This is a genomic window from Acidocella sp. C78, from assembly GCF_907164655.1.
In genome coordinates this window covers 1-25,692 of the sequence record NZ_CAJQZK010000026.1, presented here as the reverse complement: position 1 = coordinate 25,692, position 25,692 = coordinate 1, and the positions used below count along the sequence as shown (strand labels likewise).

General features: G+C 68.4%; 28 protein-coding genes and 1 pseudogene. 19 read left to right on the top strand and 10 right to left on the bottom strand.

Annotated elements, in window-relative coordinates; all coding sequences use genetic code 11:
- Window positions 1-6: 6 nt before the first annotated feature.
- Both ACIDOCELLA78_RS000000109990 and ACIDOCELLA78_RS000000109985 read left to right on the top strand, forming a co-directional pair.
- The gene (locus ACIDOCELLA78_RS000000109990; RefSeq protein ID WP_201729446.1) at window positions 7-1,194 is read left to right on the top strand and encodes a M20 aminoacylase family protein; all 1,188 of its coding nucleotides are present in this window, start codon (window positions 7-9) and stop codon (window positions 1,192-1,194) included.
- Window positions 1,195-1,305: 111 nt separating this feature from the next.
- Window positions 1,306-1,809 carry a MarR family winged helix-turn-helix transcriptional regulator gene (locus ACIDOCELLA78_RS000000109985; RefSeq protein ID WP_201729445.1) on the top strand — a complete coding sequence of 168 codons (504 nt, stop codon included), beginning with the start codon at window positions 1,306-1,308 and terminating at the stop codon, window positions 1,807-1,809.
- A 13-nt stretch (window positions 1,810-1,822) separates the two neighbouring features.
- On the opposite strand, the gene catC is transcribed toward ACIDOCELLA78_RS000000109985, so the two are convergent.
- From catC to benA, 7 genes are all read right to left on the bottom strand, one after another.
- The gene (gene catC, locus ACIDOCELLA78_RS000000109980; RefSeq protein WP_174503360.1) at window positions 1,823-2,101 is read right to left on the bottom strand and encodes a muconolactone Delta-isomerase; all 279 of its coding nucleotides are present in this window, start codon (window positions 2,099-2,101) and stop codon (window positions 1,823-1,825) included.
- Window positions 2,102-2,116: 15 nt separating this feature from the next.
- Window positions 2,117-3,271 (bottom strand): muconate/chloromuconate family cycloisomerase, encoded by a 1,155-nt coding sequence (locus tag ACIDOCELLA78_RS000000109975; RefSeq protein ID WP_201729444.1) that lies wholly within the window; start codon window positions 3,269-3,271, stop codon window positions 2,117-2,119.
- Window positions 3,272-3,325: 54 nt separating this feature from the next.
- Window positions 3,326-4,255, bottom strand: coding sequence for a catechol 1,2-dioxygenase (gene catA, locus ACIDOCELLA78_RS000000109970; protein WP_249676434.1), 930 nt, complete (start codon window positions 4,253-4,255; stop codon window positions 3,326-3,328).
- A gap of 66 nt (window positions 4,256-4,321) precedes the next feature.
- A complete protein-coding gene (locus ACIDOCELLA78_RS000000109965; protein WP_201729443.1) occupies window positions 4,322-5,122 on the bottom strand; it encodes a 1,6-dihydroxycyclohexa-2,4-diene-1-carboxylate dehydrogenase in 801 nt (266 codons plus the stop codon).
- A 1-nt stretch (window position 5,123) separates the two neighbouring features.
- Window positions 5,124-6,140, bottom strand: a complete 1,017-nt coding sequence (gene benC / locus ACIDOCELLA78_RS000000109960; protein WP_201729442.1) for a benzoate 1,2-dioxygenase electron transfer component BenC — start codon at window positions 6,138-6,140, stop codon at window positions 5,124-5,126.
- 15 nt (window positions 6,141-6,155) lie between these two features.
- A complete protein-coding gene (gene benB, locus ACIDOCELLA78_RS000000109955) occupies window positions 6,156-6,668 on the bottom strand; it encodes a benzoate 1,2-dioxygenase small subunit (RefSeq protein WP_201729441.1) in 513 nt (170 codons plus the stop codon).
- The gene (gene benA / locus ACIDOCELLA78_RS000000109950) at window positions 6,665-8,020 is read right to left on the bottom strand and encodes a benzoate 1,2-dioxygenase large subunit (protein ID WP_201729440.1); all 1,356 of its coding nucleotides are present in this window, start codon (window positions 8,018-8,020) and stop codon (window positions 6,665-6,667) included. The genes benB and benA overlap by 4 nt, the downstream gene beginning before the upstream one ends.
- A gap of 142 nt (window positions 8,021-8,162) precedes the next feature.
- On the opposite strand from benA, the gene ACIDOCELLA78_RS000000109945 reads away from it, so the two are divergent.
- Window positions 8,163-9,071, top strand: a complete 909-nt coding sequence (locus tag ACIDOCELLA78_RS000000109945; protein ID WP_201729439.1) for a LysR family transcriptional regulator — start codon at window positions 8,163-8,165, stop codon at window positions 9,069-9,071.
- 51 nt (window positions 9,072-9,122) lie between these two features.
- Here the strand turns inward: ACIDOCELLA78_RS000000109945 and ACIDOCELLA78_RS000000109940 are convergent, their stop codons facing one another.
- Window positions 9,123-9,251 carry a hypothetical protein gene (locus tag ACIDOCELLA78_RS000000109940; RefSeq protein ID WP_283770861.1) on the bottom strand — a complete coding sequence of 43 codons (129 nt, stop codon included), beginning with the start codon at window positions 9,249-9,251 and terminating at the stop codon, window positions 9,123-9,125.
- 371 nt (window positions 9,252-9,622) lie between these two features.
- On the opposite strand from ACIDOCELLA78_RS000000109940, the gene ACIDOCELLA78_RS000000109935 reads away from it, so the two are divergent.
- From ACIDOCELLA78_RS000000109935 to phnN, 14 genes and pseudogenes are all read left to right on the top strand, one after another.
- Entirely contained in the window at window positions 9,623-10,657 is a 1,035-nt protein-coding gene (locus ACIDOCELLA78_RS000000109935; RefSeq protein ID WP_201727480.1) for an IS630 family transposase, read from the top strand.
- A gap of 9 nt (window positions 10,658-10,666) precedes the next feature.
- A complete protein-coding gene (locus ACIDOCELLA78_RS000000109930) occupies window positions 10,667-12,352 on the top strand; it encodes a methyl-accepting chemotaxis protein (protein WP_249676443.1) in 1,686 nt (561 codons plus the stop codon).
- Between the two features lie 762 nt (window positions 12,353-13,114).
- A complete protein-coding gene (locus ACIDOCELLA78_RS000000109925; protein ID WP_201729438.1) occupies window positions 13,115-13,756 on the top strand; it encodes a winged helix-turn-helix domain-containing protein in 642 nt (213 codons plus the stop codon).
- Window positions 13,757-13,869: 113 nt separating this feature from the next.
- On the top strand, window positions 13,870-14,625 hold the full coding sequence (locus ACIDOCELLA78_RS000000109920; protein WP_283770860.1) for an MFS transporter: 756 nt from the start codon (window positions 13,870-13,872) through the stop codon (window positions 14,623-14,625).
- Window positions 14,626-14,651: 26 nt separating this feature from the next.
- Window positions 14,652-15,245: an MFS transporter gene (locus tag ACIDOCELLA78_RS000000109915; protein WP_283770859.1), complete on the top strand. Its 594-nt coding sequence runs from the start codon at window positions 14,652-14,654 to the stop codon at window positions 15,243-15,245.
- Window positions 15,246-15,317: 72 nt separating this feature from the next.
- Complete coding sequence (phnG, locus tag ACIDOCELLA78_RS000000109910; RefSeq protein ID WP_201729437.1) at window positions 15,318-15,764, top strand: phosphonate C-P lyase system protein PhnG; 447 nt, start codon at window positions 15,318-15,320, stop codon at window positions 15,762-15,764.
- Between the two features lie 7 nt (window positions 15,765-15,771).
- A complete protein-coding gene (gene phnH / locus ACIDOCELLA78_RS000000109905; RefSeq protein WP_201729436.1) occupies window positions 15,772-16,335 on the top strand; it encodes a phosphonate C-P lyase system protein PhnH in 564 nt (187 codons plus the stop codon).
- Window position 16,336: 1 nt separating this feature from the next.
- Window positions 16,337-17,442, top strand: a pseudogene (locus ACIDOCELLA78_RS000000109900) (carbon-phosphorus lyase complex subunit PhnI).
- Window positions 17,429-18,265 (top strand): alpha-D-ribose 1-methylphosphonate 5-phosphate C-P-lyase PhnJ, encoded by an 837-nt coding sequence (locus tag ACIDOCELLA78_RS000000109895; RefSeq protein ID WP_201729435.1) that lies wholly within the window; start codon window positions 17,429-17,431, stop codon window positions 18,263-18,265. The pseudogene ACIDOCELLA78_RS000000109900 and the gene ACIDOCELLA78_RS000000109895 overlap by 14 nt, the downstream one beginning before the upstream one ends.
- Window positions 18,262-19,026 carry an ATP-binding cassette domain-containing protein gene (locus ACIDOCELLA78_RS000000109890; protein ID WP_201729434.1) on the top strand — a complete coding sequence of 255 codons (765 nt, stop codon included), beginning with the start codon at window positions 18,262-18,264 and terminating at the stop codon, window positions 19,024-19,026. Before ACIDOCELLA78_RS000000109895 ends, ACIDOCELLA78_RS000000109890 begins: the two co-directional genes overlap by 4 nt.
- Window positions 19,023-19,718 carry a phosphonate C-P lyase system protein PhnL gene (gene phnL, locus ACIDOCELLA78_RS000000109885; RefSeq protein WP_201729433.1) on the top strand — a complete coding sequence of 232 codons (696 nt, stop codon included), beginning with the start codon at window positions 19,023-19,025 and terminating at the stop codon, window positions 19,716-19,718. The genes ACIDOCELLA78_RS000000109890 and phnL overlap by 4 nt, the downstream gene beginning before the upstream one ends.
- On the top strand, window positions 19,715-20,845 hold the full coding sequence (locus ACIDOCELLA78_RS000000109880) for an alpha-D-ribose 1-methylphosphonate 5-triphosphate diphosphatase (RefSeq protein WP_201729432.1): 1,131 nt from the start codon (window positions 19,715-19,717) through the stop codon (window positions 20,843-20,845). The genes phnL and ACIDOCELLA78_RS000000109880 overlap by 4 nt, the downstream gene beginning before the upstream one ends.
- On the top strand, window positions 20,838-21,503 hold the full coding sequence (locus ACIDOCELLA78_RS000000109875; protein WP_201729431.1) for a DUF1045 domain-containing protein: 666 nt from the start codon (window positions 20,838-20,840) through the stop codon (window positions 21,501-21,503). Before ACIDOCELLA78_RS000000109880 ends, ACIDOCELLA78_RS000000109875 begins: the two co-directional genes overlap by 8 nt.
- Window positions 21,500-22,042: a phosphonate metabolism protein/1,5-bisphosphokinase (PRPP-forming) PhnN gene (gene phnN / locus ACIDOCELLA78_RS000000109870; protein WP_307850940.1), complete on the top strand. Its 543-nt coding sequence runs from the start codon at window positions 21,500-21,502 to the stop codon at window positions 22,040-22,042. Before ACIDOCELLA78_RS000000109875 ends, phnN begins: the two co-directional genes overlap by 4 nt.
- A 10-nt stretch (window positions 22,043-22,052) precedes the next feature.
- On the opposite strand, the gene phnF is transcribed toward phnN, so the two are convergent.
- On the bottom strand, window positions 22,053-22,790 hold the full coding sequence (gene phnF / locus ACIDOCELLA78_RS000000109865) for a phosphonate metabolism transcriptional regulator PhnF (protein ID WP_201729430.1): 738 nt from the start codon (window positions 22,788-22,790) through the stop codon (window positions 22,053-22,055).
- Between the two features lie 9 nt (window positions 22,791-22,799).
- Between phnF and ACIDOCELLA78_RS000000109860 the strand changes: the two genes are divergently transcribed.
- A complete protein-coding gene (locus tag ACIDOCELLA78_RS000000109860) occupies window positions 22,800-23,561 on the top strand; it encodes a DapH/DapD/GlmU-related protein (protein ID WP_283770858.1) in 762 nt (253 codons plus the stop codon).
- Between the two features lie 26 nt (window positions 23,562-23,587).
- Here the strand turns inward: ACIDOCELLA78_RS000000109860 and ACIDOCELLA78_RS000000109855 are convergent, their stop codons facing one another.
- Window positions 23,588-24,526, bottom strand: a complete 939-nt coding sequence (locus ACIDOCELLA78_RS000000109855; protein ID WP_201729429.1) for an AEC family transporter — start codon at window positions 24,524-24,526, stop codon at window positions 23,588-23,590.
- Between the two features lie 74 nt (window positions 24,527-24,600).
- Here ACIDOCELLA78_RS000000109855 and ACIDOCELLA78_RS000000109850 point away from each other — a divergent pair, with 74 nt between their 5' ends.
- Window positions 24,601-25,509, top strand: coding sequence for a LysR family transcriptional regulator (locus ACIDOCELLA78_RS000000109850; protein ID WP_201729428.1), 909 nt, complete (start codon window positions 24,601-24,603; stop codon window positions 25,507-25,509).
- Window positions 25,510-25,692 lie beyond the last annotated feature (183 nt).

The following is a 25,692-nucleotide window of genomic DNA, read 5'->3' as shown; positions in this document are numbered from 1 at the left end:
CGACGAATGCCCACCCTTCTCGACGAACTGACGGCGACGGCGGAGGATATCCGCGGCTGGCGCCATCACATCCACCGCCACCCCGAACTCGCCTTCCAGGAGGCCGGCACCGCCGCCTTCATCGCCGGCCTGCTGCGCGACTGGGGATACGACGTCGCCGATTGCGTGGGCGGAACCGGCATCGTCGCCTCGCTCTCCAGCGGCAGCTCCGGCCGGGCGATCGGCCTGCGCGCCGACATGGACGCACTCCCGATGGATGAGGATACCGACGCCGCTCATCGCAGCCTTGTCCCCGGCGTGTCGCACATGTGCGGCCATGACGGGCATTCGGCGATGCTGCTCGGTGCGGCGCGCCACCTCGCCCGCACGAGGCGGTTCGACGGCACCGTGCGCCTCGTCTTCCAGCCGGCCGAGGAAGTCATGGGCGGCGCGCGGGCCATGATGCGCGATGGATTGTTCGAACGCTTTCCGATGCAGGCGATGTTCGGCCTGCACAACATGCCCGGCCTGAAACAGGGCACGCTGTTCTTCACCGCCGGCCCGGTGATGGCGGCGGTGGACAACTGGGAGATCGTCATCACCGGCAAGGGCGGCCACGGCTCGATGCCCGAAGCCACCCGCGATGCCGTGGTGGCGGGCGCGTCGCTGGTAATGGCGCTGCAAACCATCGTCTCGCGCAACATCGCGGCGAAGGAGCAGGCGGTCGTCACCATCGGCGCCTTCCGCGCCGGCGAGGCCGGCAACGTCATCGCGCATTCCGCGACACTGCGCCTCAGCGTCCGCACCACCACGCCGGAAGCCCGCGTCTTCGTGCTCGATCGCATCCGCGCCATCGCCCGCGCACAATGCGAAAGCTACGAGGTCGCCTGCGCGATCAACGAGGGCGAGCCCGGCGCCGTGCTGGTCAACCACGAGGCCGAAACCGCCTTCTGCGCCGAGGTGGCCCGGCGGGTGGCGGGCGCGGACAACGTCGTCACCCCCGGCCCCACCTTCATGGGCAGCGAGGATTTCGCCTTCTTCGCCGGGGCCGTGCCCTGCTGCTACGGCTTCATCGGCAATGGCGACACGCCGATGGTCCACCACCCCGGCTACCGGTTCGACGACCGCAACCTCGCCATCGGCGCCGCCTACTGGGCAGCACTGGCCGAATCCCGCCTCCGCCGGGATGCGGGCGCGGCAGACATTCCCGCCTGACCGGACGATCGCCGCCCCCGCACCCGCCCGCTTTCGCTACGCGCCCGGTCGCGGTATGCACCGCTGCCGCCGGCCATGCGCACGGCGCATGGCGGAGGGAGGAGCAAAAACGTGGCGCGCCAGAGTTTGACCTACCAACTCGCGTCGATCTCCGAAGACGCCGTCGGCCTGGCGGACCGGATGTTCAAGCAGCGCTTCGGCCTGCATGTCCACGACCTCCGCGTGCTGCGCCTGATCGACGACCAGCCCGGCGTGACCTTCACCGCGCTCGCGACGCAAACGAAAATCGAGCGCAGCGCCACCTCGCGGATCGTCACCCGCCTGATCAAGGCAGGCTATGTCCGGCGGAAGAACGACGCGCGGGATGCGCGCCAGTTCCAGCTCACCGCAACGGCGAAGGCGCGCGCCCTGCGCGAGCGCGCCGACCCGCTGACCGCCGACATCGAAGCGCTGGTCCTCTCGGTGCTTCCCGCCGCCAAACGCCGGCAATTCCTCGAAATGCTGGACGCGCTGGCGGGCTGGCTGCAAGCCGATTTCGCCCGCATCCTGGCCGAACGCTATCCCGAGCTCGCATCCCCCGCCAGCAGGGCGCGCCGCGCCAGCAAGGGCGACTGACGCGGCGCCGCAATCAGCCGATCGCCGAAGGATGCCGCGCCAGCGGCGTCACCTCGATCGTCATGAACGGAAACAGCGGCAGGGTGCTGAGAATGTCGTGCAGCGTGTCGTGATCCGGCACGTCGAAGACCGAAAAATTGGCGTACGCCCCGGCGATGCGCCAGAGATGCCGCCACACGCCATCGCGCTGAAGCTCGATCGCGCGCGCCTTCTCGGCGGCCTTCAGGCGGTCGAACTCCGCCTGCGGCAGGTCGCGCGGCGGGTGGACGTCCATGCGGACATGATAGAGCATTGGTCTGTCTCCTGATCAGGTGCGGGCAAAGCGGGCGAACGCCGCCTCGTCGAGCCGGACGCCGAGGCCGGGTCCGGGCGGCAGCAGAACGTTGAAATCCTCGTAAACCAACGGGGTTTCGGCAAGATCGGTGGTCAGGATGCGGGGTCCGAAATGCTCGCAGCCCCATTCCAGCGCCGGAAGTGCTGCGAAAGCGTGCAGATGCGCCGCCGCCCCCACCGAGCTTTCGAGCAGGCAGCCACCATACAGCCCGATCCCCGCCGCCCCGGCCACGGAGGCGACGCGATGCAGGCCGAGCAGCCCGCCATGCTTGACCAGCTTGAGCGAGACCGCATCCGCCGCGCCCGCCTGCGCCACCGCCAGCATGTCGTGCGGGTCGAACACGCTCTCATCGGCCAGCAGCGGCGGCATGCCCGCCTGCCCGCGCAGCCGCGCCATGCCGGCAATGTTCCAGGCCGGCAGCGGCTGTTCGGCAAGACGCAGGCCGAGCGCGTGCAGCGCCGGCAGCCAGCGCCGCGCCGTCGTCTCGTCCCAGGCCTGGTTGATGTCGGCGATCAGCTCGGCCCGCTCGCCAAGCGCCGCGGCAATCCGCTGCATCCGCGCGAGATCCGCCTCCGGCGCCTGCGCGCCCAGCTTCACCTTGAAAACCCGATGCTCGCGGGCTTCGAGCTTCTGCTCCGCCTCCTCGATCTCCTGGCCCGCATCGCCGGAGGCGAGCGTCCACAATACCGGGAAACGGTCGCGCACGATGCCGCCGAGCAGCACCGCGACGGGAACGCCAAGCGTCTGTCCCAGCGCATCGAACAGCGCGGCTTCGATGGCCGCCTTGGCGGCGTTGTTGCGCTTCGCCGCCGCGTCGAGCCGGCTCCGCGCCTGCGCGATCCGGTCGGCCGGATGGCCGAGCAGCGCGGGGGCGAGATAGGCGTCGATATTCGCCTTCATCGCCTCCACGCTCTCCTCGCTCCAGCGCGGCCCGCCAAGGGTCGCGGCCTCGCCGATCCCCTCCGCGCCATTCTCCAGCCGCACGCGGACGATCACGTAGCTCTGCGCCGAAACCGCGGTCTGCGCCAGCTTGTGCCGGCGACGGGTCGGAACGTCGACGATCGTGGCGCCGATGGCGCGGATCGCCACATCGCGCGCGGCGAGGTCGAAGGGAAGTGAATCGGGCATGGAAACTCCGCAAAGGGGGCGGGCGCCGCCGCGAGCGTGCGGCGCCCTTGTGAGTCAGGCCGCTTCGGCGTGGGCGCGGACAACCTCGACGCCGGGCAGATCCGCCGCCTCGCGGTTCAGCACGAAGTCGAAGGCGATGGTCGCGAACGGCTCGTTGAGGCCGCGCGCGTTGATCTCGGCCGGATCGTCGTGGCGGATCACCGGCGGGATCAGCCCGTCGCGGGTGGCGAAGGCAAAATCATCATGCAGGTATTCGTCGCCCTCGATGTTGATCTGCGTGGTCAGCTTGCGGAAGCCCGGCGCGGTGACGAAGAAATGGATATGCGCCGGCCGCCGACCGTGGCGGCCCATCCGGTCGAGCAGCTGTTGCGTCGGCCCCTCCGGCGGGCAGCCATAGCCGGCCGGCAGGATCGAGCGGAAGCGATAGCGGCCCTCGGCGTCGGTCTCGATCCGCCGGCGCAGGTTGTAGCGGCTCTGCGAGGGGTCGAAATGCGAGTAGCCGCCCTTGGTGTTGGCGTGCCAGACATCAACGATGGCGCCGGCAACCGGCCGCCCCTCGATATCCCTCACCTGGCCTTCCATGAACAGCGCCTCGCCGGCTTCCGGGTCCTGGTCGAGCCGCGCCTCGCCCTTGCAGAGCGGCGCGCCGGGAACCCAGAGCGGCCCCTCGATCGTGCGCGGCGTCCCGCCGGCAAGCCCCGCCGCCTGCTCGCGCGCGTCCAGCACGAGGTCGAGAAAATGCTCGATGCCGAGGCCGGCCACCAGCAGCCCGCCCTCGTTCGCCTGGCCGAGCCGGGTGAGATACCCCACCGCGGTCCAGAACTCGCTGGGGCTCACGTCGAACTCTTCGACCGTGCGGCAGATGTCGGCGACGATCCGCCCGACGATGCGCTTCAGCCGCGCATCGCCGCCCGGCTGGTCAAGGCCGGAAGCGCGGGCCAGCAACTCGGTCACATGGGGGGTTTGCATAAGGGAAGTGGTCATCGTTTCCTCCTGTGCCGGATCGCTCCGGCGTTGCGACGGTCCCGGCACCTGCCGGCCGCCTTCGGTTCAGCCTGGATCGCCACCGGCGACGGGAAGCGTGACGCCGGTGATGTAGGACGCCTCGTCGGAGGCGAGGAACAGGATCGCCGCGGCCTGCTCGTCGGCCGTGCCGTAGCGGTGCATCAGGCTCGTCGCGCGGGTCTGCTCGACCACCTGCTCCCACCAGAAGCGGCTCTCGGCGCTGGAGGGCGCGGGCTCGGCCGGGTTGCGCGGCACGAGGCGCGGCGGCGCCTCGGTCCCGCCCGGCGCGACCGCGTTGACCCGCACCCCGCGCTCGGCGCATTCGAAGGCGAGCGACGTGGTGATGGCGTTCACCCCGCCCTTCGCCGCGGCATAAGGCACCCGGTTGATGCCCCGCGTCGCCACCGACGACACGTTGACGATCGCCCCCTGCCGTGCGGCGAGCATCGCCGGCAGCGCCGCGCGGCAGCACCAGAGCGTGGGAAACAGCGAGCGGCGGATTTCCGCCTCGATGCGCGGCGCGTCGTAGCGCTCATAGGGCATCGCCCAGATCGTGCCGCCGACATTGTTGACCAGCACGTCGATCCGCCCGAATCGCGCGAGCGCGCCGGCCATCGCCGCCTCGGCCCCTTCCCAGGTTTCGAGATCCTCATGCAGCGCGATGGCCCCGGCGCCGCCCTCCACCTCGTCGCGCACCTGATCGACCAACGCCGCGCGATCGATCAGCGCGAGCGCCGCCCCCTCGGCGGCCAGCCGCAGCGCCACCGCGCGGCCAATCCCCTGCGCCGCCCCGGTCACCACCGCGACCTTGCCGGCAAAGCGGCCCGGATGCACCAAGCCGTCCATCTCAGGCCGCCACCCGCGGCGCGATTGCTGGCGCGAATTTCTCGTAATGGAAGGCGGCGGGTGCCACCCTGGCATCGCCGAGCCAGCCGCGCACGGCATCGACCATCGGCGGCGGCCCGCAGAGATAGACATCGACATCGCCGCCATTGAGCCAGTCGGGCTCGATATGTCCGGTGACATAGCCGCGCCGCGGATGCGCGCTTGCCTCGGCGGCGACCACGGTGCGGTAGCAAAAGCCCGGCAGGCGGGCGGCAAGCGCATCGAGCCGGTCGCAGCCGACCAGATCCTCGTCGCGGGTCACCCCATAGACGAGGCGGACCGGCTGCGCGCATCCCTCGCCGGCGAGCTGCTCCAGCATGGCGAGAAACGGCGCCAGGCCGGTGCCGCCGGCGAGGAACAGCAGTGGCCGGGACACATCGCGGAGGTAGAAACTGCCGGACGGCCCGGTGAGCGACAGAAGCACCCCCGGTGTTGCTCCGCGCAGGAACAAGCTCATCCGCCCCTCCTCGATGTTGCGGACGAGAAACGTCGCCCGCGTGCGCCCCGGCGCCGAGGCAAAGGAATAGGCGCGGGTTTCCGCGGTGCCGGGAATCCCGACATTGACATATTGTCCCGGCAGGAAGCCGAGCGGTGCCGCAGTCTCGACGCTGAAGCCGATCGCACTCGGCGACAGCATCTCGACGGCGGAAAGCGTCGCCTCGATCGTCTGCGGCGCCGTGCGGCAGGCCGCGCTGGTGGCGAGAATGTCGATCGCAAGATCCGAGCGCGGCCGCATCTGGCAGGCGAGCGCGAAACCCGCCGCCGCCTCGTCCGCATCGAGCGCCTCCTCGATATACGATCCGGCGTCGAACGCGCCGGACTGCACGCGGCACTTGCAGGTGCCGCAGGCCCCGTCGCGGCAGTCGAGCGGAATGTTGATCCCGGCGCGATAGGCGGCATCGGCGACGGTCTCCTCCTCCCGGCACTCGATGAACCGGGTGACGCCGTCCTCGAAATTCAGCGCGATTCTCGCGGTCATGGCCTGGCCTCCGGCTCAGATGTGATAGATGTCGACGACCTGATGAATGCAGTCGTTCTTGAGCACGACCCGCTTGCGCCGGATCAGCGGCGCCGTCCCGGCGAGATCGAGCGTGTAGAACGAGGTGCCGAAATAAAGGTCGGTCGTCCGGTAGCGATAACTCAGTGTCAGCCAGTTGAACCGGATCTCGACGGCGTCGCCCTCGCGCGCGACGATCTCGATATTGCTGATATTGTGCGAGGTGCGCGGCTCGGGCAGGCTGGTCGCGCTCGATCGGTCGGTGCGGATGCGGAACACCCGGTCCTCCAGCCCGCCGCGATCGCCGTACCAGATCAGCGAGATCTCGGTCTGCGGGTCCTCGGTGAGCCGGTCGTCATCGTCCCAGGCGGGCATCCAGAATTCGGCATCCGGCGCATAGCAGGCGAGCCAGGCGTCCCACTCCCGGTCATCGAGGCAGCGCGCCTCGTGATGCAGGAAATCGGCGATCCGCCGATGCAGCGCGGCGGCGCTGTCGAGAGCGGCGCTCATGACGCGTCTCCGGTTGCGGCCTCGCGCCCGAGCGCGCGGCGCATGGCGTCCCGCCAGAACGCGTGCTGGATCACGAACAGCCCCTCATCCTCGGTGCGCCGGCCGCTGAGCCGCGGCGCGATGCCGATCGCGCGCGCCGCCTCGTCCGGCCCCTCGACCCAGTGCGCCGCCCCGCGGGACATGTCGTTCCAGCGCGCGGCCCGGCCCTGATAGGCCATCTGGCACGAGCGGAATTCCTCAAGGTCGTCGGGTGTCGCCATCCCGCTCGCGTTGAAGAAATCCTCATATTGACGAATGCGCCGCGCCCGCGCCTCCGGCGCCTCGCCCACCGGGGCGATGCAGTAGATCGTCACCTCGGTGCGATCGACCGAGAGCGGGCGGAACTGGCGGATCTGCGAGCCGAACTGGTCCATCAGGTAAACATTCGGATACAGGCAGAGATTGCGCGAGCGCTGCACCATCCAGTCGGCCCGCGCAGCACCCATTGTCGCGGCGAGTTCCTCGCGCCGGTCCCAGTTCGGCCGGTCCTCGGGGTTTTCCCATTGCGACCACAGCAGCAGATGGCCGTTCTCGAACGAGTAGAACCCGCCGCCCTGCCGCGCCCAGCCGCCCGCGCTCATGGCGCGCACATTGTCCACCCGCGCCTCGGTCTTCCGCCGGCTGGTGGTGGCGGCGTAATTCCAGTGCACGGCGCTGACATGATAGCCATCCGCGCCGTTCTCGGTCTGGAGCTTCCAGTTGCCGTCATAGACATAGGTCGAGCTGCCGCGCAGCACCTCCAGCCCCTGCGGCGACTGGTCGACGATCAGGTCGATCATCCGCGCCGCGTCGCCGAGATGCACGGCCAGCGGCTGCACGTCCGGGTTCAGGCTGCCGAACAGGAAGCCGCGATACGACTCGAACCGCGCGACCGGGGTGAGATCGTGCGAGCCCTCGGTGTTGAACCCTTCGGGATAGCCGGCGTTCTCGGGGTCCTTCACCTTGAGCAGGCGGCCGGTATTGCTGAAGGTCCAGCCATGGAACGGGCAGGTGAAGGTCGCCTTGCTGGCCCGCTTGTGCCGGCAGAGCATGGCGCCGCGATGGCTGCACGCATTGATGAAGGCGCGCAGCTCGCCCTTGCGGTCCCGCGCGATCACCACCGGCGTGCGGCCCATATGCAGCGTCAGATAGTCGTTCGGCTGCGGGATCTGGCTTTCATGGGCAAGATAGATCCAGTTGCCCTCGAAGATGTGCTTCATCTCCAGCTCGAAGATCTCGGGATCGGTGAAGATGTCGCGGCTGACCCTGAACACCCCGTCCGCCGGCCGGTCATCGAGCGCCGTCTCGATCGCGCGCATCACTCTGTCGTGCATTTCCAGTCCCTCGCTGCAGCCGGCGCCCGGATCGATCTGGGCAATACCCGGCGGGTCGGTTTTCTCTTGAGCAAAGGCGTAAACCCGCCATAACTAGCGCGTCCAAGACTGAATTGGTCGCTTCAATACCCTGGAGGTATCGATGGAGATGCGGCAGCTGCGCTATTTCGTCGAAGTCGCGCGCGAGCGGAACTTCACCCGCGCCGCCGCGCGGCTGAACATCGCCCAACCGCCGCTGAGCCGGCAGATCCAGCAGCTCGAGGACGAGCTCGGCATCGCGCTGATCGAGCGTGGCAGCCGGCCGATCCGCCTCACCGAGGCCGGCAGGCTGGTGTTCGACCAGGCGGTGGACGTGCTCGAACGGATCGACGGCATCCGCACCATGGCGCAGCGCCTCGCCGAGACCGAGCGGCGCCACCTGCGCGTCGGCTTCGTCGCCTCGACGCTCTATGGCTACCTGCCCGAGGTCATCCGCCGCTTTCGCGAGGCGCGGCCCGGCGTGGTGCTGACGCTGCAGGAACTTACCTCGCTCGAACAGATGGAGGCGCTGCGCGAAGGCCGGATCGATGTCGGCTTCGGCCGCATCCCGTTCGAAGACCCCGCCCTCGAACGCCGGCTGCTGCGCAACGAAAATCTCATCGTCGCGGTGCCGCGCTCCGGCCCGCTCGGCCGCGGGTCAACCGCGCTCACCCTCGCGCAGTTGCAGGCCGAGCCGCTGATCGTCTACCCCAAGGCGCCGCGGCCGAGCTATGCCGACCAGGTTCTCGCCCTGTTCCGCGATGCCGCGCTGCGCCCCGCCGCCCTGCACGAGGTCCGCGAACTGCAGACGGCGCTCGGCCTCGTCGCGGCGGAAAGCGGCGTGTGCATCGTCCCCGCCTGCGTCCAGCATCTGCGGCGCGACAACGTCGCCTATCGCCCGCTGGATGCCCCGGCCGCCGTCTCGCCGATCATCATGAGCACCCGCCGGCACGATCCCTCGTCCGAGGTCGACCTGATCCTCCGCCTGCTTCGGCAGCTCTACCAGCTCAAGGGCATCACCTTCGGCGCCTGAAGCGCCACCCGATCCATCCGGATCGGATGTAGTGCTCAATGATATTGATAATCAGCCGCGATGCAGCCGGAACAAGGCGAACAGCAGCAGACCGATCACGCTGGTGCATCCCATGAGCATCACCATGACCAGTTCGGACCGCTTCGCGGATTTCGCATGTTGCGGATGGGCTTGAGGCATCGAATGTCTCCTGTCCAGGCGCTGTCCCGTTCCGCCACGATATGGGAGGCGTCGGCCGCAAATCCAGTCCGCGGTGCCGATCCCCGCGCGGCGCACCCAGCAGATACGACCCGCCCGGGAAAATAAGGAATATTTTTTAGACATATCTTATTAGTATTACAGAGTGAAACAAATCTTCGCTGTTAAACAATCCTTCAGAAACCTCACGTAAAAAAATGCCTGCTTTTCAAGCCATAACCTTCAGGCAGGATGAACGCAGGTGCATTTCGGTCTCCATCGCATTGTCGAAAAAAACAATATATTACTCACCAGTCGGTAATTAAGACGACATTTTGCTAGTCGTATGTTTGCGGGGATGATATAATTCTGGCATGAAACGGGACGGTCGCAGATTTGATCATCGCACCCTGGAAACCATCCGGCTGATGGCTGTAGAGCGGGTGCGCGAGGGCGAAGCGGCCTCTTTGGTGATTGCCTCATACGGGTTCAGCCGCACAACAATCTATAAATGGCTCAGCGCGGCATCGAAGCCTGGGGTCGGGGTGAAAGCCTTGCGGTCACGGCCGGCAACCGGCCGGCCGCGGCGTCTGACGCCGCGCCAGGAGCAGCAGGTGTTGCGTTGGATCAATGGCCGCGATCCGCGCCAATACGGCCTGGATTTCGGGCTGTGGACCCGGCACGTTGTGGCCGAACTGATCGAGCGCAAGTTTGGTATCAAACTCGGTGTGACGGCTGTGGGCGAACTGCTGTCGAAACTGGGCCTGACGCCGCAAAAGCCGTTGCAGCGTGCCTATCAGCGCGATCCGGAGGCGATCGAGGCATGGCGACGTGAGCGGTTTCCTGAAATCGCCAGGCAGGCCAAGTCCTGTGGCGGCGAGGTCTTTTTCTGGGACGAGTCCGGCTTTCGGGCCGACGCCGTGCATGGCAAGACCTGGGGCGTGAAGGGACAGACGCCGATCGTCGAGCGTCCGGGCCAACGGCAATCGATCAGCGCCGCCTCGGCGGTGACAGCCCGCGGCGGGTTCTGGTATTGCACTTATGAAGGCGGCCTGAATGCTGAGTTGTTCGTAGCGCTGCTACGCCGGATGATGCGGCACCGCACGAGGCCGGTGCACCTGGTCCTCGACGGGCTGCCTGCCCACAAAACAGCGCTGGTGAAAGCCTACGTGGCGTCGACCAATGGAATGCTGACGTTGCATTTTCTGCCAGGCTACGCCCCTGACCTGAACCCAGATGAACTGGTCTGGAGCCACATGAAGCGGACGGGCGTCGCCCGGACTCCGCTACGCCAAGGCGAAAAGCTTCAGGACAAAATCGAAGCCCAACTCGCCGCCATCAAGCGCAAACCACGTCTCGTGCAATCATTCTTCAAAGCACCAACTGTCGCCTATATTACCGACTGCTGAGTAAATTCAATTTTAGATGCATTCTGCTTCATCAGCTTTACTCCCGACGGCACGATCCTCGATGCCAACGAACGCTTCCTCGATCTCACCGGCTACAGCCTCGCCGAGCTCTCCGGCAGCCATCACCGCCTGCTCGTCGCCCCGGCCGAGCGTGACAGCGCCGACTATTGCGAATTCTGGCAAGACCTGCGCGCCGGCCGCTTCCGCAGCGGCGAATTCCGCCGCACTGGCAAGGGCGGCACCGATGTCTGGCTCCGCGCCTCCTATGTCCCCGTGCACGACCGCAGGGGCACCGTCACGCAAATCGTCAAGCTCGCGCTCGATGTCACCGCCGAGAAGCAGGCTGCCGCCGCGAATGAAAGCCTGCTCGCCGCCATCGGCCGCGCGCAGTCGGTCATCGCCTTCGCGCCCGATGGCACGATTCTCGACGCCAACGAGAATTTCCTCCGCGTGATGGGCTATGCGCGGGACGAAGTGATCGGCCGCAAACACGCGATGTTCGCCACCCCGGCCTATGCCGCGACCCCGGCCTACGCCACGTTCTGGGACCGGCTGCGCCAGGGTGAATTCGTCACCGGCGATTTCGAGCGCATCGGCAAGGGCGGCCGTCCCGTCTGGTTCCAGGCCACCTACAACCCCGTGCTCGACGCCGCCGGCAGGGTGGTGAAAGTGGTCAAGGTCGCCGTCGATCTCACCGCGAAAATGGCGGATGTCGGCCGCGTCGGCGCGGCCCTCGCGCGCATCGCCCAGGGCGATCTCACCGCCTCGGTCGATCGCGAGCTGATCCCCTCGCTCGACAAGCTGCGCGTCGATGTCAACACTGCCACCATCCGCCTGTCGGAAAGCATCGCCGGCGTGCGCCAGAGCACCGACGAGATCAATCTCGGCGTCAGCGAAATCGCCACCGCCGCCGACGATCTCGCCCGCCGCACCGAGCAGCAGGCGTCGACGCTCGAGGAAACCGCCGCCGTGCTCGACAGTGTGACCACCGGCATCCGCCGCACCGCGGACACCGCCGCCCGCGCCGCCAGGGCGGTCGATGCCACCAGCGAAGCCGCCCGCAAATCCCACGCCGTCGTCGGCGAGGCGGTGGCGGCGATGAACCGGATCGAGGCCTCCTCGCGCGAGATCGACCAGATCATCGGCCTGATCGACGAAGTGGCGTTCCAGACCAACCTGCTGGCGCTGAACGCCGGGGTCGAGGCCGCGCGCGCCGGCGAGGCCGGGCGCGGCTTCGCCGTCGTCGCCACCGAGGTCCGCGCGCTTGCCCACCGTTCGGCGGATGCGGCGAAATCGATCAAGCAGCTCATCGCCCGCTCCTCCGAACAGGTCAACGCCGGTGTCCACCTCGTCGGCGAAACCGGCACCGCGCTCGATACCATCCTGAGCCATGTCACCGACCTGCACGGCCTGGTCGGCGAAATGGCCAGCGCCGCCGCCGAGCAGTCCGGCAGCCTCGCCGAAATCAACACCGCCACCAGCCAGATGAACCAGGCGGTGCAGCAGAACGCCGCGATGGTCGAGCAAACCTCCGCCGCCACCCATTCCCTGCGCGAGGAAATCGGCCGCCTCGCCGGCCGTGTCGCCGACTTCCGCACGGCAGGCCCCGCGCCGCACGCCACGCCCACCGGTCTCGCAGCCCCCTTTGCCTCCAGCCGTCCGGTTCCCAACCCGGCCTACGCCGTGGCGAGATAGAGCACTTTCCGATCCATCCGGATCGGATGTAGTGCTCTATGATAATGATATTCAGAGCATCTTTATCCGATCAGATGACTCTATCTGATCGGATGACGCTCTAACGCCAACCACCAACCCCGGTAACCTCCGGCGGCATCGCGGCCCGCACCGCCGGGCCGCCATCGGCGTGGGGGAAATCCACCACATCCCCCGGCCGCTTGGCGCGCGTCATGAAGGCGGGAGGAATGCAGCCCCGCCTCGCCGCCATCCGCCCCTGCCCAGCGCGGCCGCGGCTGCTACCTCCGCCGACGCGCCCAAATGAAACCGACAAGGCTTCATGTGGGCCGATCTTCACGTTTGAATACAATATGTTGTTTGACGACTCATTTTGTCCAACTGAACAAACGCCATCTGTGAAATCAAAAACAACGGCGCCAGGCTAATGTTTAAAATATTTATTTGAAGTTGTTTTTGAATTATTTTATTTAAATATAGTTAAAAACAATATATTGTATCTCATAAGAGAAATATATATTGATTCACGATGGCGTTACAAATAAATAATGATATGAAATGAAATAGATTATTTCGTTCTGATAATGGGACAATAAGATGCCTTTACAATATTCAATGAGTAAACAGCCTGTCGGTTCCGAAGAGCGATTATTCATATTCATATATTCTGAAAATATTGATATTGAATCTATTAAAAATAACCTTTCCGGATTGAACATAATTTTTAAAATATATTCAAATTCATTTTTTGAAAATGGCGAATTTATGAAGCAAACCGTGGATATGTATATATTATACATGGAATATATAGATATAGATTTACTTTCACGTATTGTTGAAATCAAGAAAATTAACAGCACACCTGTGATTGTCATTTCGAATCATCACGATAGTACGCTTGAAATTTCAGTCCTCAGACTCGGCGCTGATGACTATTGGAGTTCGGTCAATTCAAGGGAAATATTTCAGATAAGAACCGAGAAATTTTTCAGAAATTCCAGTAAAACGCCGCGCAAGACTCAGCTTTCAATGCCGGATATTATTCAAAATAATTCTGGAATTCAGGAAAAGGCATGGAGCAATTACTTTACACCCCATGAATTTATGGCATTGACAACCCTCATCGAGAATCCCGGCGAAATCGTCACGCGTGAGGATCTCTCGCTCCTGGTCAGAGGCCGGGCCCCAAACCACAACAGCACGTCACGCGACAGGTCGGCCGACAACCTGCTGTCCCGGATCCGCGCCAAGCTGAAGCGGCTCGGCGTCTACAGGAACGACATCAAATGCTTCAACGGCATCGGCTATGCATTCATCGGCGACAGGGACGAACTCGTGAACGCGCTCGATGCCCGGTTCGCGGAAAGCAACCCCCGGACACCGGGCAACAACGCCGCGCGCACATGACGGCACACCCCGAAGGGCCGGGCCCGACGCGCCTTTTCATCAATCCTTCCCGCGAGGTCCACAAAGCTGTCATGCACTTCGTCTAGACGAGTCCCGAACTTCAACGGGAGAACATGACCATGGCGACCAGTTTTTCCTCGCTCGACGAGGAGCGCTTCAAGTCGTTCCACTGGCGAGCGATCGTGACAACGGGCCTCGGGGTCTTCTGCGACGGGTACGACCTCTCCTCGATCGGCATCGTCCTGCCGCTGGTGCTCGGCTCCTTCGGCATCGCGAAAATGGGCGGCCTCGAAGCCGCCATGCTCGCCGCCTCCGCCCTGGTGGGGGCCGCGGTCGGTGCGCTGATCTTCGGCCTGCTCGGCCAGAACGGCCGCAAACGCTTCTACGGGCTCGACGTGCTGCTGATGGGCGTCATGGCCGTGGCCCAGGCCTTCGCCCCCGACCTCACCTGGCTGATCGCCATCCGCTTCGTGCTCGGCATCGGCATCGGCGCCGACTACGTTCTCTCGCCCACCATCATGGCCGAACACGCCAACCGCGCCGATCGCGGCCGCTCCATCGGCGTCGGCTTCGCGGTGATGTGGCCGCTCGGCGCCTTCGTCGCCGGCCTGCTCAACCTGCTGCTCGCCGGGCTCGGCGTCTCGCACGACCTGCAATGGCGCCTCGTTCTCGCCGCCGGCGCAATCCCCGCCTTCTCGGTGCTCTATCTCCGCCGCGCGATGCCCGAAACCGCCCGCTACCTCGCCCGCCTCGCCGCCGACCCCGGGGCTGCGGTCGATGTCATCCGCCAGATCAGCGGGCAGACCGTCCGCGCCCCGCGGCCGACAGCCGCCCCTTCGGCCAGGTCTTCGCCGCCCATGCGCGGGTAATCCTCTCCGCCGCCCTGCTCTGGCTGGTGTTCGACATCGTGATCTATTCCGGCATCCTGTTCGGCCCCTCGCTGATCGCCAAGAGTCTCGGCATGGGACCGATCGAGTTCAGCCTGGTGATGCAGGCGGCCTTCGGCATCCCGAGCGCGCTGTTCTACGCCTTCCGCGTGCTCGACCGGGTGGGCCGCAAGCCCTTGCAGGTCTGGGGCTTCGTCGGCGCCGCGGCGATGCTGGTGCTCTTCGCCGTGCTCAAGCAGAACCTCGCCTCGCTGCCACTGCTCGGCCTGATCGTCTACGGGCTCTACACGGTCGCGATCAACGGTCCGGCAACGGTGAGCGGCGCCGGCATTCTCGGCGTCGAACTCAGCCCCACCAGGGTGCGCACCTTCGGCCAGGCGATCACCGTCATCGGCGGGCGCACCGGCGCGTCGATCAGCGCCTTCCTGTTCCCGCTGCTGTTCACCCGCCTCGGCGAAGTCGGCGTGATCGCCCTGCTCGCGATCGTCGCCCTCCTCGGCGCGGTGCTCACCCGGCTGCTGGTGCCGGAAACCGCCGGCGTCTCCCTCGAAGAGATCAACAACGACGATCTCGACGCGGTCGCCCACCCGCAAACCGCCTGACCCATCGGGGCGCGCCGGACATCCCCCGGCGCGCCTTTTCCAAAGCCTCAAATTCGTATAGACATCTATATCATGAACGCGCCCTCGCCAGCTCGCCCCGCCTGGCTCGGCCTCCTCGCCCGCGCCCCGCGCGGCGCGATCGAGCCGCTGCTCGCCGAAGCTCCCGCCCTGCCCGGCTTCATCCGGCTGCGTGGCCCGGAAATCGGCATGTCGATGGTGCGCGGCCGCGCCGGCGGCGGTGGCGCCGCCTTCAATCTCGGCGAAATGACGATCGCCCGCTGCTCGATCCGCGATGAGGACGGGTTCGTCGGCCACGGCTACGTCGCCGGGCGCGACGGCGCGCTGGCCGAGCTGATCGCCCGGCTCGACGCCGCGCTGCAAAATGCGGCGCGCCACGCATCGCTGCACGCGGCGGTGCTCGCGCCGCTCGCCGCGGCCGAGGCGACGCGCCGCGCGGCGGACGAAGCCAGGGCCGCCGGTACCGAAGTCCGCTTCTTCACCCTCGCGACGATGCGATGAGGCCCCGATGACCTCCCTCACCCCCGGCTTCGCCTCGCCGCTCGACGCCCAGGCCTGTTTCCGCGCCCTGCTCACCGCGTTCGGCGATCCCGGCCGCGCCGTCACCCTGGCCGATGGCCTCGCCCCGCCCGCCGGCCTGTCGAGCGCGGCGGCGGCGGTGCTGCTGACACTGGCCGACGCAACCACGCCGCTCGCCGCCGACCTGCCGGCGCCCGCACTGCACTGGCTCGGCTTTCACACCGGCGCCCCCTTCACCACGCCGGAGACGGCCGAATTCTGCCTCGCCGGCAGCGCGCCGCCGCTCTCCAGCCTCCGCCAGGGCAGCGAAACCGCGCCGGAACACGGAGCGACTCTCATTCTCGACCTGCCGGATCTCGTCTCCGGGCGGCGCTGCCGCCTCAGCGGCCCGGGACTCGCCGCCCCGCGCGAGACGACCCTGCCGCTGCCCGCATCCTTCCTCGCCGACTGGGCCGAACAGCGCCGGCAGGTGCCGCGCGGCGTCGATGTGCTGCTCTGCGCCGGGCGCCGGCTGCTCGCCCTGCCGCGCAGCCTCGCCATCGAGCCCGCCTGAGATGTATGTCGCGGTCAAGGGCGGCGAACAGGCGATCGACGCCGCCCATCGCTGGATGGCGGAAGAGCGGCGCGGCGATCCGGCGCTGCCGGAAATCACCCCGGCGCAAATTTCTGAACAGCTCGGCCGCGCGGTCGACCGGGTGATGGCGGAGGGCGCGCTCTACGACCGAGCGCTCGCCGCGCGGGCGATCCGCCAGGCCCAGGGCGACCTGATCGAGGCCGCGTTCCTGCTGCGGGCCTACCGCGCGACACTGCCGCGCCTCGTCGATTCCGAGCCGGTCGATACCGGGGCGATGCGGGCGAAGCGGCGGATTTCGGCGGTCTTCAAGGATCTCCCCGGCGGCCAGCGGCTCGGCCCGACAATGGACTACACCCACCGCCTGCTCGACCCCGATGCCACCGGCCCCGCAGCACCCGAACCCGCGCCACCCGAACCCCCGCCAGGCGAACCCGCGCCAGCCGAACCGCCCTCGCCCGCCGCCCTGCCACGGGTCATGGCGATGCTCGGCGCCGATGCGCTGATCGAGCCGGATGGCGATCCCGCGCCGGCGGCGGCCGATCTGACCACCGCGCCACTCGGCTTTCCCGCCCCGCGCCCCTTGCGGCTCCAGGCGCTGGCGCGCGGCGACGAAGGCTTCCTGCTCGCGCTCGGCTATTCCACCCAGCGCGGCTACGGCAACAACCACCCTTCGTCGGCGAGCTGCGGGTGGGCGAAGTCGCGGTCAGCCTCGTCCCGCCCGAACTCGGCTTCGCGATCGAGATCGGCGAGATCACGCTCACCGAATGCGAAATGGTCAACCAGTTCGCCGGCAGCCGCAACGTGCCGGCGCAGTTCACCCGCGGCTACGGGCTCTGTTTCGGCCATGCCGACCGCAAGGCGATCGCGATGGCGCTGGTCGACCGGGCGATGCGCGCCGGCGAGCTGGGCGAGGACGTCACCGCCCCGGCGCAGCAGGTCGAATTCGTGCTGTCGCATTGCGACAATATCGAGGCGACCGGCTTCGTCGAGCATCTCAAGCTGCCGCACCACGTCGATTTCCAGAGCGAGCTGGAAACCATCCGCGCCCTGCGCGCCGCCGCGGGAGACGACGATGCAACTTTATAACTTCGCCTATCTCGACGAACACACCAAGCGGATGATCCGCCGCGCCATCCTCAAGGCGGTGGCGATTCCGGGCCACCAGATCCCCTTCGCCAGCCGCGAGATGCCGCTGCCCTATGGCTGGGGCACCGGCGGCATCCAGGTCACCGCCGCGATCCTCGGCCCCGACGACGTGCTGAAGGTGATCGACCAGGGGGCGGACGACACCACCAACGCCGTCTCGATCCGCCGCTTCTTCGCCCGCACCAGCTCCATCCGCACGACCACGCGCACGCCGGAGGCCTCGGTGATCCAGACCCGCCACCGGATTCCCGAAACCGCGCTGCGCGCCGGGCAGATCATCGTCTATCAGGTGCCGATCCCCGAGCCGCTCTACCGCCTCACCCCCTCGCGCGCCGACGCGGCGCGGATGCACGCGCTGGCCGATTACGGCGCCATGCATGTGCGGCTCTACGAGGATATCGCGCGGCACGGCCGGGTTGCGCTGGCCTACGACTATCCGGTGATGGTCAATGGCCGCTACCTGATGTCGCCCTCGCCGATCCCCGCCTACGACAATCCGAAACTGCACATGAACCCCGCCCTGCAACTCTTCGGCGCCGGGCGCGAGAAGCGGCTCTACGCCCTGCCGCCCTACACCGAAGTCCGCCCGCTCGATTTCGAGGACCATCCGTTCGACCCGCATCGCGCCGATGCTGCCTGCGCTCTCTGCGGCGCGGCGGACACCTATCTCGACGAGCTGATCGCCGATGACACCGGCCGGCGCCGCTTCATCTGCTCGGATACCGACAGCTGCGACTCCCGCCGCGAGGAGACCGGCGCATGACGCTGATGGCGGCGGAGCGCGTCACAAGGCGCTTCGGCGCGGTGGCGGCGCTGGAGGATGTCTCCCTCGCGATCGGCCGGCGCGAGATCGTCGCCATCGTCGGCGAGAGCGGCTCGGGCAAGTCCACCCTGCTCAACGTCATGAGCGGGCGGCTCGCGCCGGATGCGGGCCGCGTCATGTACGACAGCGGCGCCGGCCTCGCGCCGATCGCCGCCGGCGGCGAGGCCGCGCTGCTCGACCTGCAACGCCGCCGCTGGGGCTTCGTGGCGCAGGAGCCGCGCCTTGCCCTGCGCATGAACGTCTCGGCAGGCGGGAATATCGGCGAGCGGCTGATGGTCGCCGGGGCGCGCAACTACGGCGCCATCCGCGCCGCCGCCGCGCGCTGGCTCGAAACCGTCGAGATCGATCCCGCCCGGATCGACGAACTGCCGCGCGGCTTCTCCGGCGGCATGCTCCAGCGCCTGCAGATCGCCGCCACCCTCGTCACCGAACCCGAGCTGGTGTTCATGGACGAGCCGACCGGCGGGCTCGACGTCTCGGTGCAGGCCCGCATTCTCGATCTCGTGCGCGGGCTGGTGCGCCGGCTCGGCGTCGCCGTGCTGCTCGTCACCCACGATATCGGCGTCGCCCGGCTGCTGGCCGACCGCATCGTGGTGATGCGCCAGGGCCGCATCGTCGAAACCGGCCTCGCCGACCAGGTGCTGGACGATCCGCAGCACGAATACACCCAGCTCCTCGTCGCCTCGGTGCTGCCGGCATGATCGCGCTCGAGGCCAGCGGCATCGCCAAGAGCTTCGTGCTGCACCTCCAGCGCGGCGTCCGCCTCGGCGTGCTGCGCGATGCCGGGCTCACCCTGCGCGCCGGCGAATGCGTCGCCCTCACCGGCCCCTCCGGCGCGGGAAAATCGACGCTGCTGCGCGCCCTCTACGGCAATTACCGGGCCGATGCCGGCTCGATCCGGGTGCGCCATCGCGGCGCCATGGTCGAGCTGGCCGGCGCCGCCGCCGAACGGGTGATCGAGATCCGCCGCGAGACGATCGGCCATGTCTCGCAGTTCCTCCGCGCCATGCCCCGGGTTCCCGCGCGCGACATCGTCGCCGCCCCCCTGCTCGAACGCGGAATGGACGAGGCGGCGGCGCGGGCGCGGGCCGAGGCGATGCTCGATGCCCTCGGCATTCCAAAGGCCCTGCACACCCTGCCGCCGGTCACCTTCTCCGGCGGCGAGCAGCAGCGGGTCAATCTCGCCCGCGGCTTCGCCGGCGACTGGCCGATCCTGCTGCTCGACGAGCCGACCGCCTCGCTCGATGCCGCCAATCGTGACCGCGTGATCGCGCTGCTGCGCGCGGCCAGGTCTCGCGGCGCGGCGCTGCTCGGGATATTCCATGACCCGCTCGTGCGCGACGCGATCGCCGATGCCGAGCTGCGCCTCGAACCGCTGAAGGAACAAGCATGACCCGCCTCGGCAATGCCCGCCTCGTCCTCGACAACGAGATCCGCCCGGGCGGCGTCGTCTTCGCCGGCGGCCTGATCGGCGACATCGGCGAGATCGGCCCGGGCGGCGATGGCCTCGATCTGGAGGGCGATTACCTGATCCCCGGCATCATCGACCTGCACACCGACAATCTCGAACGCCAGACCCAGCCGCGCGCCAATGCCCGCTGGCCCTCCCGCTCCGCCCTCGTCGCGCACGACGCGCAATGCATCGCCGCCGGCATCACCACCGTGTTCGACGCGCTCTGCCTCGGCGATATCGGCTTCGGCAAGGCGCGCAACCAGACCTTCGAGGACGCGGTGATCGACATCGCGGCGCTGCGCCGGCAGGGCGCGCTGCGCGCCGAGCATTTCCTGCACCTGCGCTGCGAGCTGCCGGCCGAGGAAATGCCCGAGATGCTCGCCCGCGCGATCGAGGACACCCATGTCCGCCTGGTCTCGCTGATGGACCACACGCCCGGGCTCAGCGGCCAGTATGGCGATCTCGTCCGCTACCGCGAGATGCGCCGCGCCGAGGGGCTGGCGCCGGCCGAGGTCGAAACCGTGATCGCCGAGTTGCAGGGCAACCACCACGCCTTCCACGCCGCCAACCGCGCGCTGGTGATCGCCGCGGCGCGGGCCCGCTTCATTCCCCTCGCCTCGCATGACGACGCGACCGAGACGGAAATCGCCCGCAACGCGGCCGAAGGCATCGGCATCACCGAATTCCCGGTCTCGCTGCAAGCGGCACGGGCGGCGCGGGCGCGGGGCATGCGCAGCATCGCCGGGGCGCCGAACCTCGTGCGCGGCGGGTCGCATTCGGGCAATGTCGCGGTGATCGACCTGGTGCGCGAGAACCTGCTCGACGCGCTCGCCTCGGACTATGTGCCGGGCGCGATGCTGGAAGCCGCCTTCATCGCCGCCGCCGAGGGCGCGATCGCGCTGCCGGCGGCGATCGGCCTGATCACCTCCGGCCCCGCGGCGATCGCGGGTCTGGCCGATCGCGGCCGCATCGCCCCCGGCCTCAGGGCCGATCTCGTGCAGGTGCGGCTGCATGAGGGCCTGCCGGTGGTGCGCGCGGTCTGGCGCGGCGGGGTGCGCGTTGGCTGAACCGCACCGCGCCGCGATCTACTACGCCCCGGCGGCGGACGATCCGCTCTGGGCGCTCGGCTGCGCCTGGCTCGGCCGCGACCCGGAGCGGGAGACCGCGCTCGATCAGCCCGCGGTGCCGCGCCTCGCCGCCGTCACCGGCGCGCCCCGGCGCTACGGCTTCCACGCGACGCTGAAACCGCCAATGGCGCTCGCCGCCGGGCTCGATGCCTTCCTCGCCGATGCCGCGTCCCTCGCGGCATCGCTGCGCAGCTTCGACCTGCCGCCGCTCGCCATCGCCGATCTCGACGGGTTTCTCGCCCTCACCCTCGCCGCCCCCTGCCCGCCACTGCACGACCTCGCCGATCGCTGCGTCGCGGCGCTCGACCATCACCGCCGCCCCGAGAGTGCCGAGGCGCAGGCCCGCCGCGCCGCCGGGCGCAGCGCGGAAGAGCGCGAGAACATCGCCCGCTGGGGCTACCCGCTGGTGTTCGGCGCGTTCCGCTTCCACATGACGCTGAGCGAACGGCCGCACGCCGCCGCGCTCGCCGCGGTGGCGGGCGCGCATTTCGCCGGCAGCCTCGCCGTCCCGCGGCGCGTCGCCTCGATCGCGGTGTTCACCGAGGCCGCGCCGGGCGCGCCGATGCGCCTGCTCCGCCGCCTGCCCTTCGGCGGATGACCGCGATGCCCGGCTGCCTCGTGCTGATCGTCGGCCCCTCTGGCGCCGGCAAGGACACGGTGATGCGCGCCGCGCGCGACGCCCTGGCCGGCAGCCCCGGCTTCCTGTTCCCCCGTCGGATCATCACCCGCCCGGCGGACGCCACCGAGGATCACCTGCCGGCCACACCGGCCGAATTCGCCGCGCACGCCTTCGCGCTCAGATGGCAGGCGCACGGGCTGAGCTACGGCATTCCCGCCACGATCGTGCCGGCCCTCGGCGAAGGCGGCGTGGTGGTGGCGAACGTCTCCCGCGCCGTGGTGGCCGAGGCGCGGCGGCGCTTCCGTTGCCATGTCGTCGAGATCACCGCATCGGCTCCGGTGCTGGCGGCCCGCCTCGCCGGGCGCGGCCGCGAGGCGCCCGCCGCCATCGCCGCCCGCCTCGCCCGCGCCGCCGCCGCATCCGGCGCCGATGAAACCATCGTCAACGAAACCACGCCCGAAGCCGCCGGCGCCCGCCTCGCCGCGATCCTGCGCCGCTGCGCGTCCCGCGGCGCCTGACGCCGGTCGCTCAGCTGTCGAACACGAGTTGCACGCGCGCGGCCGGATAGCGCGCGATCCCGTATTCCACCGGCCGCCCCGCTGCGATATTGAGCGATTCGGTGGCCAGCAGCGGCGCGGTCCGCGCCATCCGCAGCAGCCCGGCCTCGCGCGCATCGGGCAGGCGGGCGCTCACCCGCGTCCATGTCCGCGTATAGTCGGCGACGCCGATGGAGGCGAGCGAAGCGGTGACCGACCCATGCGCCCGCAGCGCCGCCAGCAGCCCGGCGACGCGGTCCGCCGGGAAGATGTGGCGCGAGAGCGAAACCGCCAGCGCATCGGCGGTGCCGACGCGCTCGAATACGATCACGCGCGCCCCGGCCTCGATCTCCAGCGCCGCGGCCACGGCGGCGGCCTCGCCCTCCAGCGCCGCAAGCTCGACATCCTCAAGCCGCAGGATACGCCCGAGCGGCGTGCGGCGATGGCCGCGCACCCATTCGGAAAAGCGCGGCCGCTGGCCGATCCGGTAGTCCAGCACCGCATCGGCGGCGAAGGAGCCGCGGCCGTGCTCGGTGCGGATCAGCCCGGCATTGGCCAGTTCCAGCAGGGCGCGGCGGATGGTGTGGCGGTTCACCCCGAAGCGCGCGGCGAGCAGGGTTTCGGTGGGCAGGCGCGGATCGTCCCGATAGGTGCCGGCCGCGATCTCGCCGGCCAGCGCCTCGGCGATCTGGCTCCACAGCGCCTTGCCGGGCTTGCGTTCGATTGTCATGCCCCGTCAATGCCGCAAAATCCCGCGCCTGTCGCCGCCGCCGCCGCCGCGCAGGCCGCGAAATTCATCGGCCTGACACGCCGCGGGGTTTGCGCGGCGGCGTCTTTCCGGCGCATCGTGATGCACGTCATCGCGGAAAGCCTCATCGTCATGGACCCATCGCGCCCGAAACTCGCCGAAACCGTGATCGACCCCGGGGCGCGCCTGCGCGAGGCGACGGTGGGGCGGCGCTGCGAGGTGCTGCACGGCGCGCGCATCGAATATGCGACGATCGGCGACTATTCCTATCTCGGCGAATATTGCGAGGTGGCGGACGCGACGATCGGCCGCTTCGCCGCCATCGCCAACGCGGTGCGGATCGGCGCGCCGAACCACCCGATGGGCCGGCCGAGCCAGCACCGCTTCACCTATGTCCCCGAATATTACGAGCCGGGGCAACGGCGGGATGCGGATTTCTTCGCCGCCCGGCGCGGCGCGCGCGTGACGATCGGCCACGATGTCTGGATCGGCCATGGCGCCATCGTGCTGCCGGGGGTGAATGTCGGCGATGGCGCGGTGATCGCCGCCGGTGCTGTGGTCAGCCGCGACGTCGAGCCCTATGTCGTCGTCGGCGGCGTGCCGGCGCGGCCGATCCGCGAGCGTTTCCCGCGCGACATCGCCGCCCGGCTGCGCGCCATCGCCTGGTGGAACTGGCCGGACGAGGTGCTGTTCGCCCGCATCGAGGCGTTCCGCGACGAGAATATCGCGGCGTTCTGCGACCGCTTCGGCTGAGCCGCCCCCTCGGCGCGCATGGTGCCTTACACGGGGCCGGTCACGTAGAGATATGCCGAGATGCTGAGCAGCGAGAGCACGGTCGAGGCGAGGATCACGCTGGAGGTCATCGTCGCCTCGCGCCGGTAATACTCGGCCAGCATGAACGGGCCGGTGCCCGTCGGCAGCGCCGCCAGCAAGGTCGCGGTATGCGCGAGCGGCAGCGGCAACTCGAACACGAAGCTCGCCAGCGCCCAGGTCAGCGCCGGCTGCACCACCAGCTTGCAGCCGACCAGCGCGCAGGCGGGGCCGATCTCCAGCATCCCCTCGCGGGTTTCGGCGAGGAACAGGCCGAGTGCGACCAGCGCGCAGGGCGAGGCCGCCGCGCCCAGCAGCTTCAGGAACGACTCCATCGCCGCCGGAATCCCGACCCCGCTCAGCGGCACCAGCGCGCCGAGCAGCGGGGCGACCAGCAGCGGGTTGCGCGCCAGCGACCGGGCGATGGTCCGGGCCACCCGCCCCGCCCCGCGCTCGGTCTGCAACCCGATCTCGATCAGCACGATCGCGGCACCGAACAGCACGCACACGGTCACGATCGTCGCAACCAGTGTGGGCCCCAGCGCCCCGCGCCCGATGGCGACCACCACCAGCGGAAACCCGATGAAGCCGACATTCGCATAGCCGGCGTTCAGCCCGTCGATCGCCGCATCGGCGAGATGCGGCGCGCGGCGCAGCCGCACCAGCACGGTCAGCCCGAACACCGCGATGCAGCCGATGGCGAACACGGCGATGAAGCCGGGCTGCCAGATCTGCGACCATTTTGCATGGGCGATGATGTCGAACAGCAGCGCCGGCAGCGCGAGATAGACCACGAAGCGATTCAGCTCCGAGGTCGCGCCCGGGCCGAGCACGCCAAGGCGCCGCGCCAGCCAGCCGGCAAGGATCAGCGCGAAAACCGGAGTCACGATGGTGAGGATCGACAGCATGGCCGCGCGTGTAGACAGGCGGATCGATGCTGTCTAATGCCTTTTGATACCCCGATTGATGCAAAAAAGGTATCATGCCGGATCTCCGCCAGCTTCGCGCCTTCGTCACCCTCGCCGAAACGCTGCATTTCGGCCGCGCCGCCGCACGGCTGCACCTCTCGCAGCCGCCGCTGAGCCGGCAGATCATGGCGCTGGAGGCGGCGCTCGGCGTGCGGCTGGTGGAGCGGCATTCCCGCCAGGTCAGCCTCACCCCTGCCGGCCAGCGCTTCCTCGCCGATGCGCGCGAGGTGCTCGCCCGCTTCGAGCGGGCCTGCCGCGACGCCCGCCGCGCCGGCGCCGGCGAGATCGGCGAACTCGCGCTCGGCTTCATGATGCACGCGGCGCAAACCATCGTCCCGAGCCTCGCCCGCCGGTTCATGGATGCGTTTCCCGCCGCCAGCCTGCGCCTGCGCGAGGTGATGCCGAACGCGTTGGTCGATGAATTGTCGGACGGGCGGCTCGATCTCGGCATCATGTTTCCACCGCCGCCGGTGCGCGGCCTCGTCTTCCGCCAAGTCTACCGCGAGCATCTCTGTATCGTGCTGTCCAACGCCCATCCGCTCGCGCTGGACAGCGCGCAACCGCCCGCCCGCGATCCGGTGGTGCGCCGCGCCGACCTCGCCGGCCAGCCGCTGATCCTCGCCCCGGCGGAAACCGCGCCGGCGCTGCGCGGCGCGATCGAGACCTATTGCCGCGAGGGCGGCTTCGCGCCCACGATCCGCGTCGAGACGCAGCTGCAAATGACCATCGTCAGCCTCGCCGCCGAGGGACTCGGCATCGGCATCGTCCCGGCCTCGATGCGAAGGCTCAACCCCGCCGGCGTCTGCTTTCGCGCGCTGGAAGACGCGCCGGCGGTCGACCACGTCCTCGCCTGGCGGCAGGACAACGACAACCCGGTGCTGCGCCGCTTCCTCGGCATGATCGAGACCGGGGCGGCGGCATAGGGCGGCGTCCGATCAGATGGACTCATCCGATCGGACCAAGATGCTCTGTTTATCAATATCGTAGAGCACGATATCCGATCCGGATGGATCGGAAAGTGCTCTAAGCCGGTCAGCCGGCGGCGAAATGCGCGGCGAGCTGCTCGTTGACCAGCGCCGCCGCCTCCATGTGCGGCATGTGGCCAA

Excerpts from the sequence above, each read along its gene's own strand:
- ACIDOCELLA78_RS000000109940 (WP_283770861.1), bottom strand. The coding sequence starts at position 9,251 with ATGCCTCAAGCCCATCCGCAACATGCGAAATCCGCGAAGCGGTCCGAA.
- ACIDOCELLA78_RS000000109935 (WP_201727480.1), top strand. The coding sequence starts at position 9,623 with ATGAAACGGGACGGTCGCAGATTTGATCATCGCACCCTGGAAACCATC.
- ACIDOCELLA78_RS000000109850 (WP_201729428.1), top strand. The coding sequence starts at position 24,601 with ATGCCGGATCTCCGCCAGCTTCGCGCCTTCGTCACCCTCGCCGAAACG.
- catA (WP_249676434.1), bottom strand. The coding sequence starts at position 4,255 with ATGACCACTTCCCTTATGCAAACCCCCCATGTGACCGAGTTGCTGGCC.
- phnG (WP_201729437.1), top strand. The coding sequence starts at position 15,318 with ATGAACGCGCCCTCGCCAGCTCGCCCCGCCTGGCTCGGCCTCCTCGCC.
- ACIDOCELLA78_RS000000109965 (WP_201729443.1), bottom strand. The coding sequence starts at position 5,122 with ATGGACGGCTTGGTGCATCCGGGCCGCTTTGCCGGCAAGGTCGCGGTG.
- ACIDOCELLA78_RS000000109925 (WP_201729438.1), top strand. The coding sequence starts at position 13,115 with ATGAAGCAAACCGTGGATATGTATATATTATACATGGAATATATAGAT.
- benB (WP_201729441.1), bottom strand. The coding sequence starts at position 6,668 with ATGAGCGCCGCTCTCGACAGCGCCGCCGCGCTGCATCGGCGGATCGCC.
- phnH (WP_201729436.1), top strand. The coding sequence starts at position 15,772 with ATGACCTCCCTCACCCCCGGCTTCGCCTCGCCGCTCGACGCCCAGGCC.
- ACIDOCELLA78_RS000000109860 (WP_283770858.1), top strand. The coding sequence starts at position 22,800 with ATGCCGCAAAATCCCGCGCCTGTCGCCGCCGCCGCCGCCGCGCAGGCC.
- benC (WP_201729442.1), bottom strand. The coding sequence starts at position 6,140 with ATGACCGCGAGAATCGCGCTGAATTTCGAGGACGGCGTCACCCGGTTC.
- ACIDOCELLA78_RS000000109890 (WP_201729434.1), top strand. The coding sequence starts at position 18,262 with ATGACGCTGATGGCGGCGGAGCGCGTCACAAGGCGCTTCGGCGCGGTG.
- ACIDOCELLA78_RS000000109855 (WP_201729429.1), bottom strand. The coding sequence starts at position 24,526 with ATGCTGTCGATCCTCACCATCGTGACTCCGGTTTTCGCGCTGATCCTT.
- ACIDOCELLA78_RS000000109990 (WP_201729446.1), top strand. The coding sequence starts at position 7 with ATGCCCACCCTTCTCGACGAACTGACGGCGACGGCGGAGGATATCCGC.
- ACIDOCELLA78_RS000000109920 (WP_283770860.1), top strand. The coding sequence starts at position 13,870 with ATGACCATGGCGACCAGTTTTTCCTCGCTCGACGAGGAGCGCTTCAAG.
- ACIDOCELLA78_RS000000109945 (WP_201729439.1), top strand. The coding sequence starts at position 8,163 with ATGGAGATGCGGCAGCTGCGCTATTTCGTCGAAGTCGCGCGCGAGCGG.
- ACIDOCELLA78_RS000000109975 (WP_201729444.1), bottom strand. The coding sequence starts at position 3,271 with ATGCCCGATTCACTTCCCTTCGACCTCGCCGCGCGCGATGTGGCGATC.
- benA (WP_201729440.1), bottom strand. The coding sequence starts at position 8,020 with ATGCACGACAGAGTGATGCGCGCGATCGAGACGGCGCTCGATGACCGG.
- ACIDOCELLA78_RS000000109880 (WP_201729432.1), top strand. The coding sequence starts at position 19,715 with ATGACCCGCCTCGGCAATGCCCGCCTCGTCCTCGACAACGAGATCCGC.
- catC (WP_174503360.1), bottom strand. The coding sequence starts at position 2,101 with ATGCTCTATCATGTCCGCATGGACGTCCACCCGCCGCGCGACCTGCCG.
- ACIDOCELLA78_RS000000109895 (WP_201729435.1), top strand. The coding sequence starts at position 17,429 with ATGCAACTTTATAACTTCGCCTATCTCGACGAACACACCAAGCGGATG.
- phnN (WP_307850940.1), top strand. The coding sequence starts at position 21,500 with ATGACCGCGATGCCCGGCTGCCTCGTGCTGATCGTCGGCCCCTCTGGC.
- phnL (WP_201729433.1), top strand. The coding sequence starts at position 19,023 with ATGATCGCGCTCGAGGCCAGCGGCATCGCCAAGAGCTTCGTGCTGCAC.
- phnF (WP_201729430.1), bottom strand. The coding sequence starts at position 22,790 with ATGACAATCGAACGCAAGCCCGGCAAGGCGCTGTGGAGCCAGATCGCC.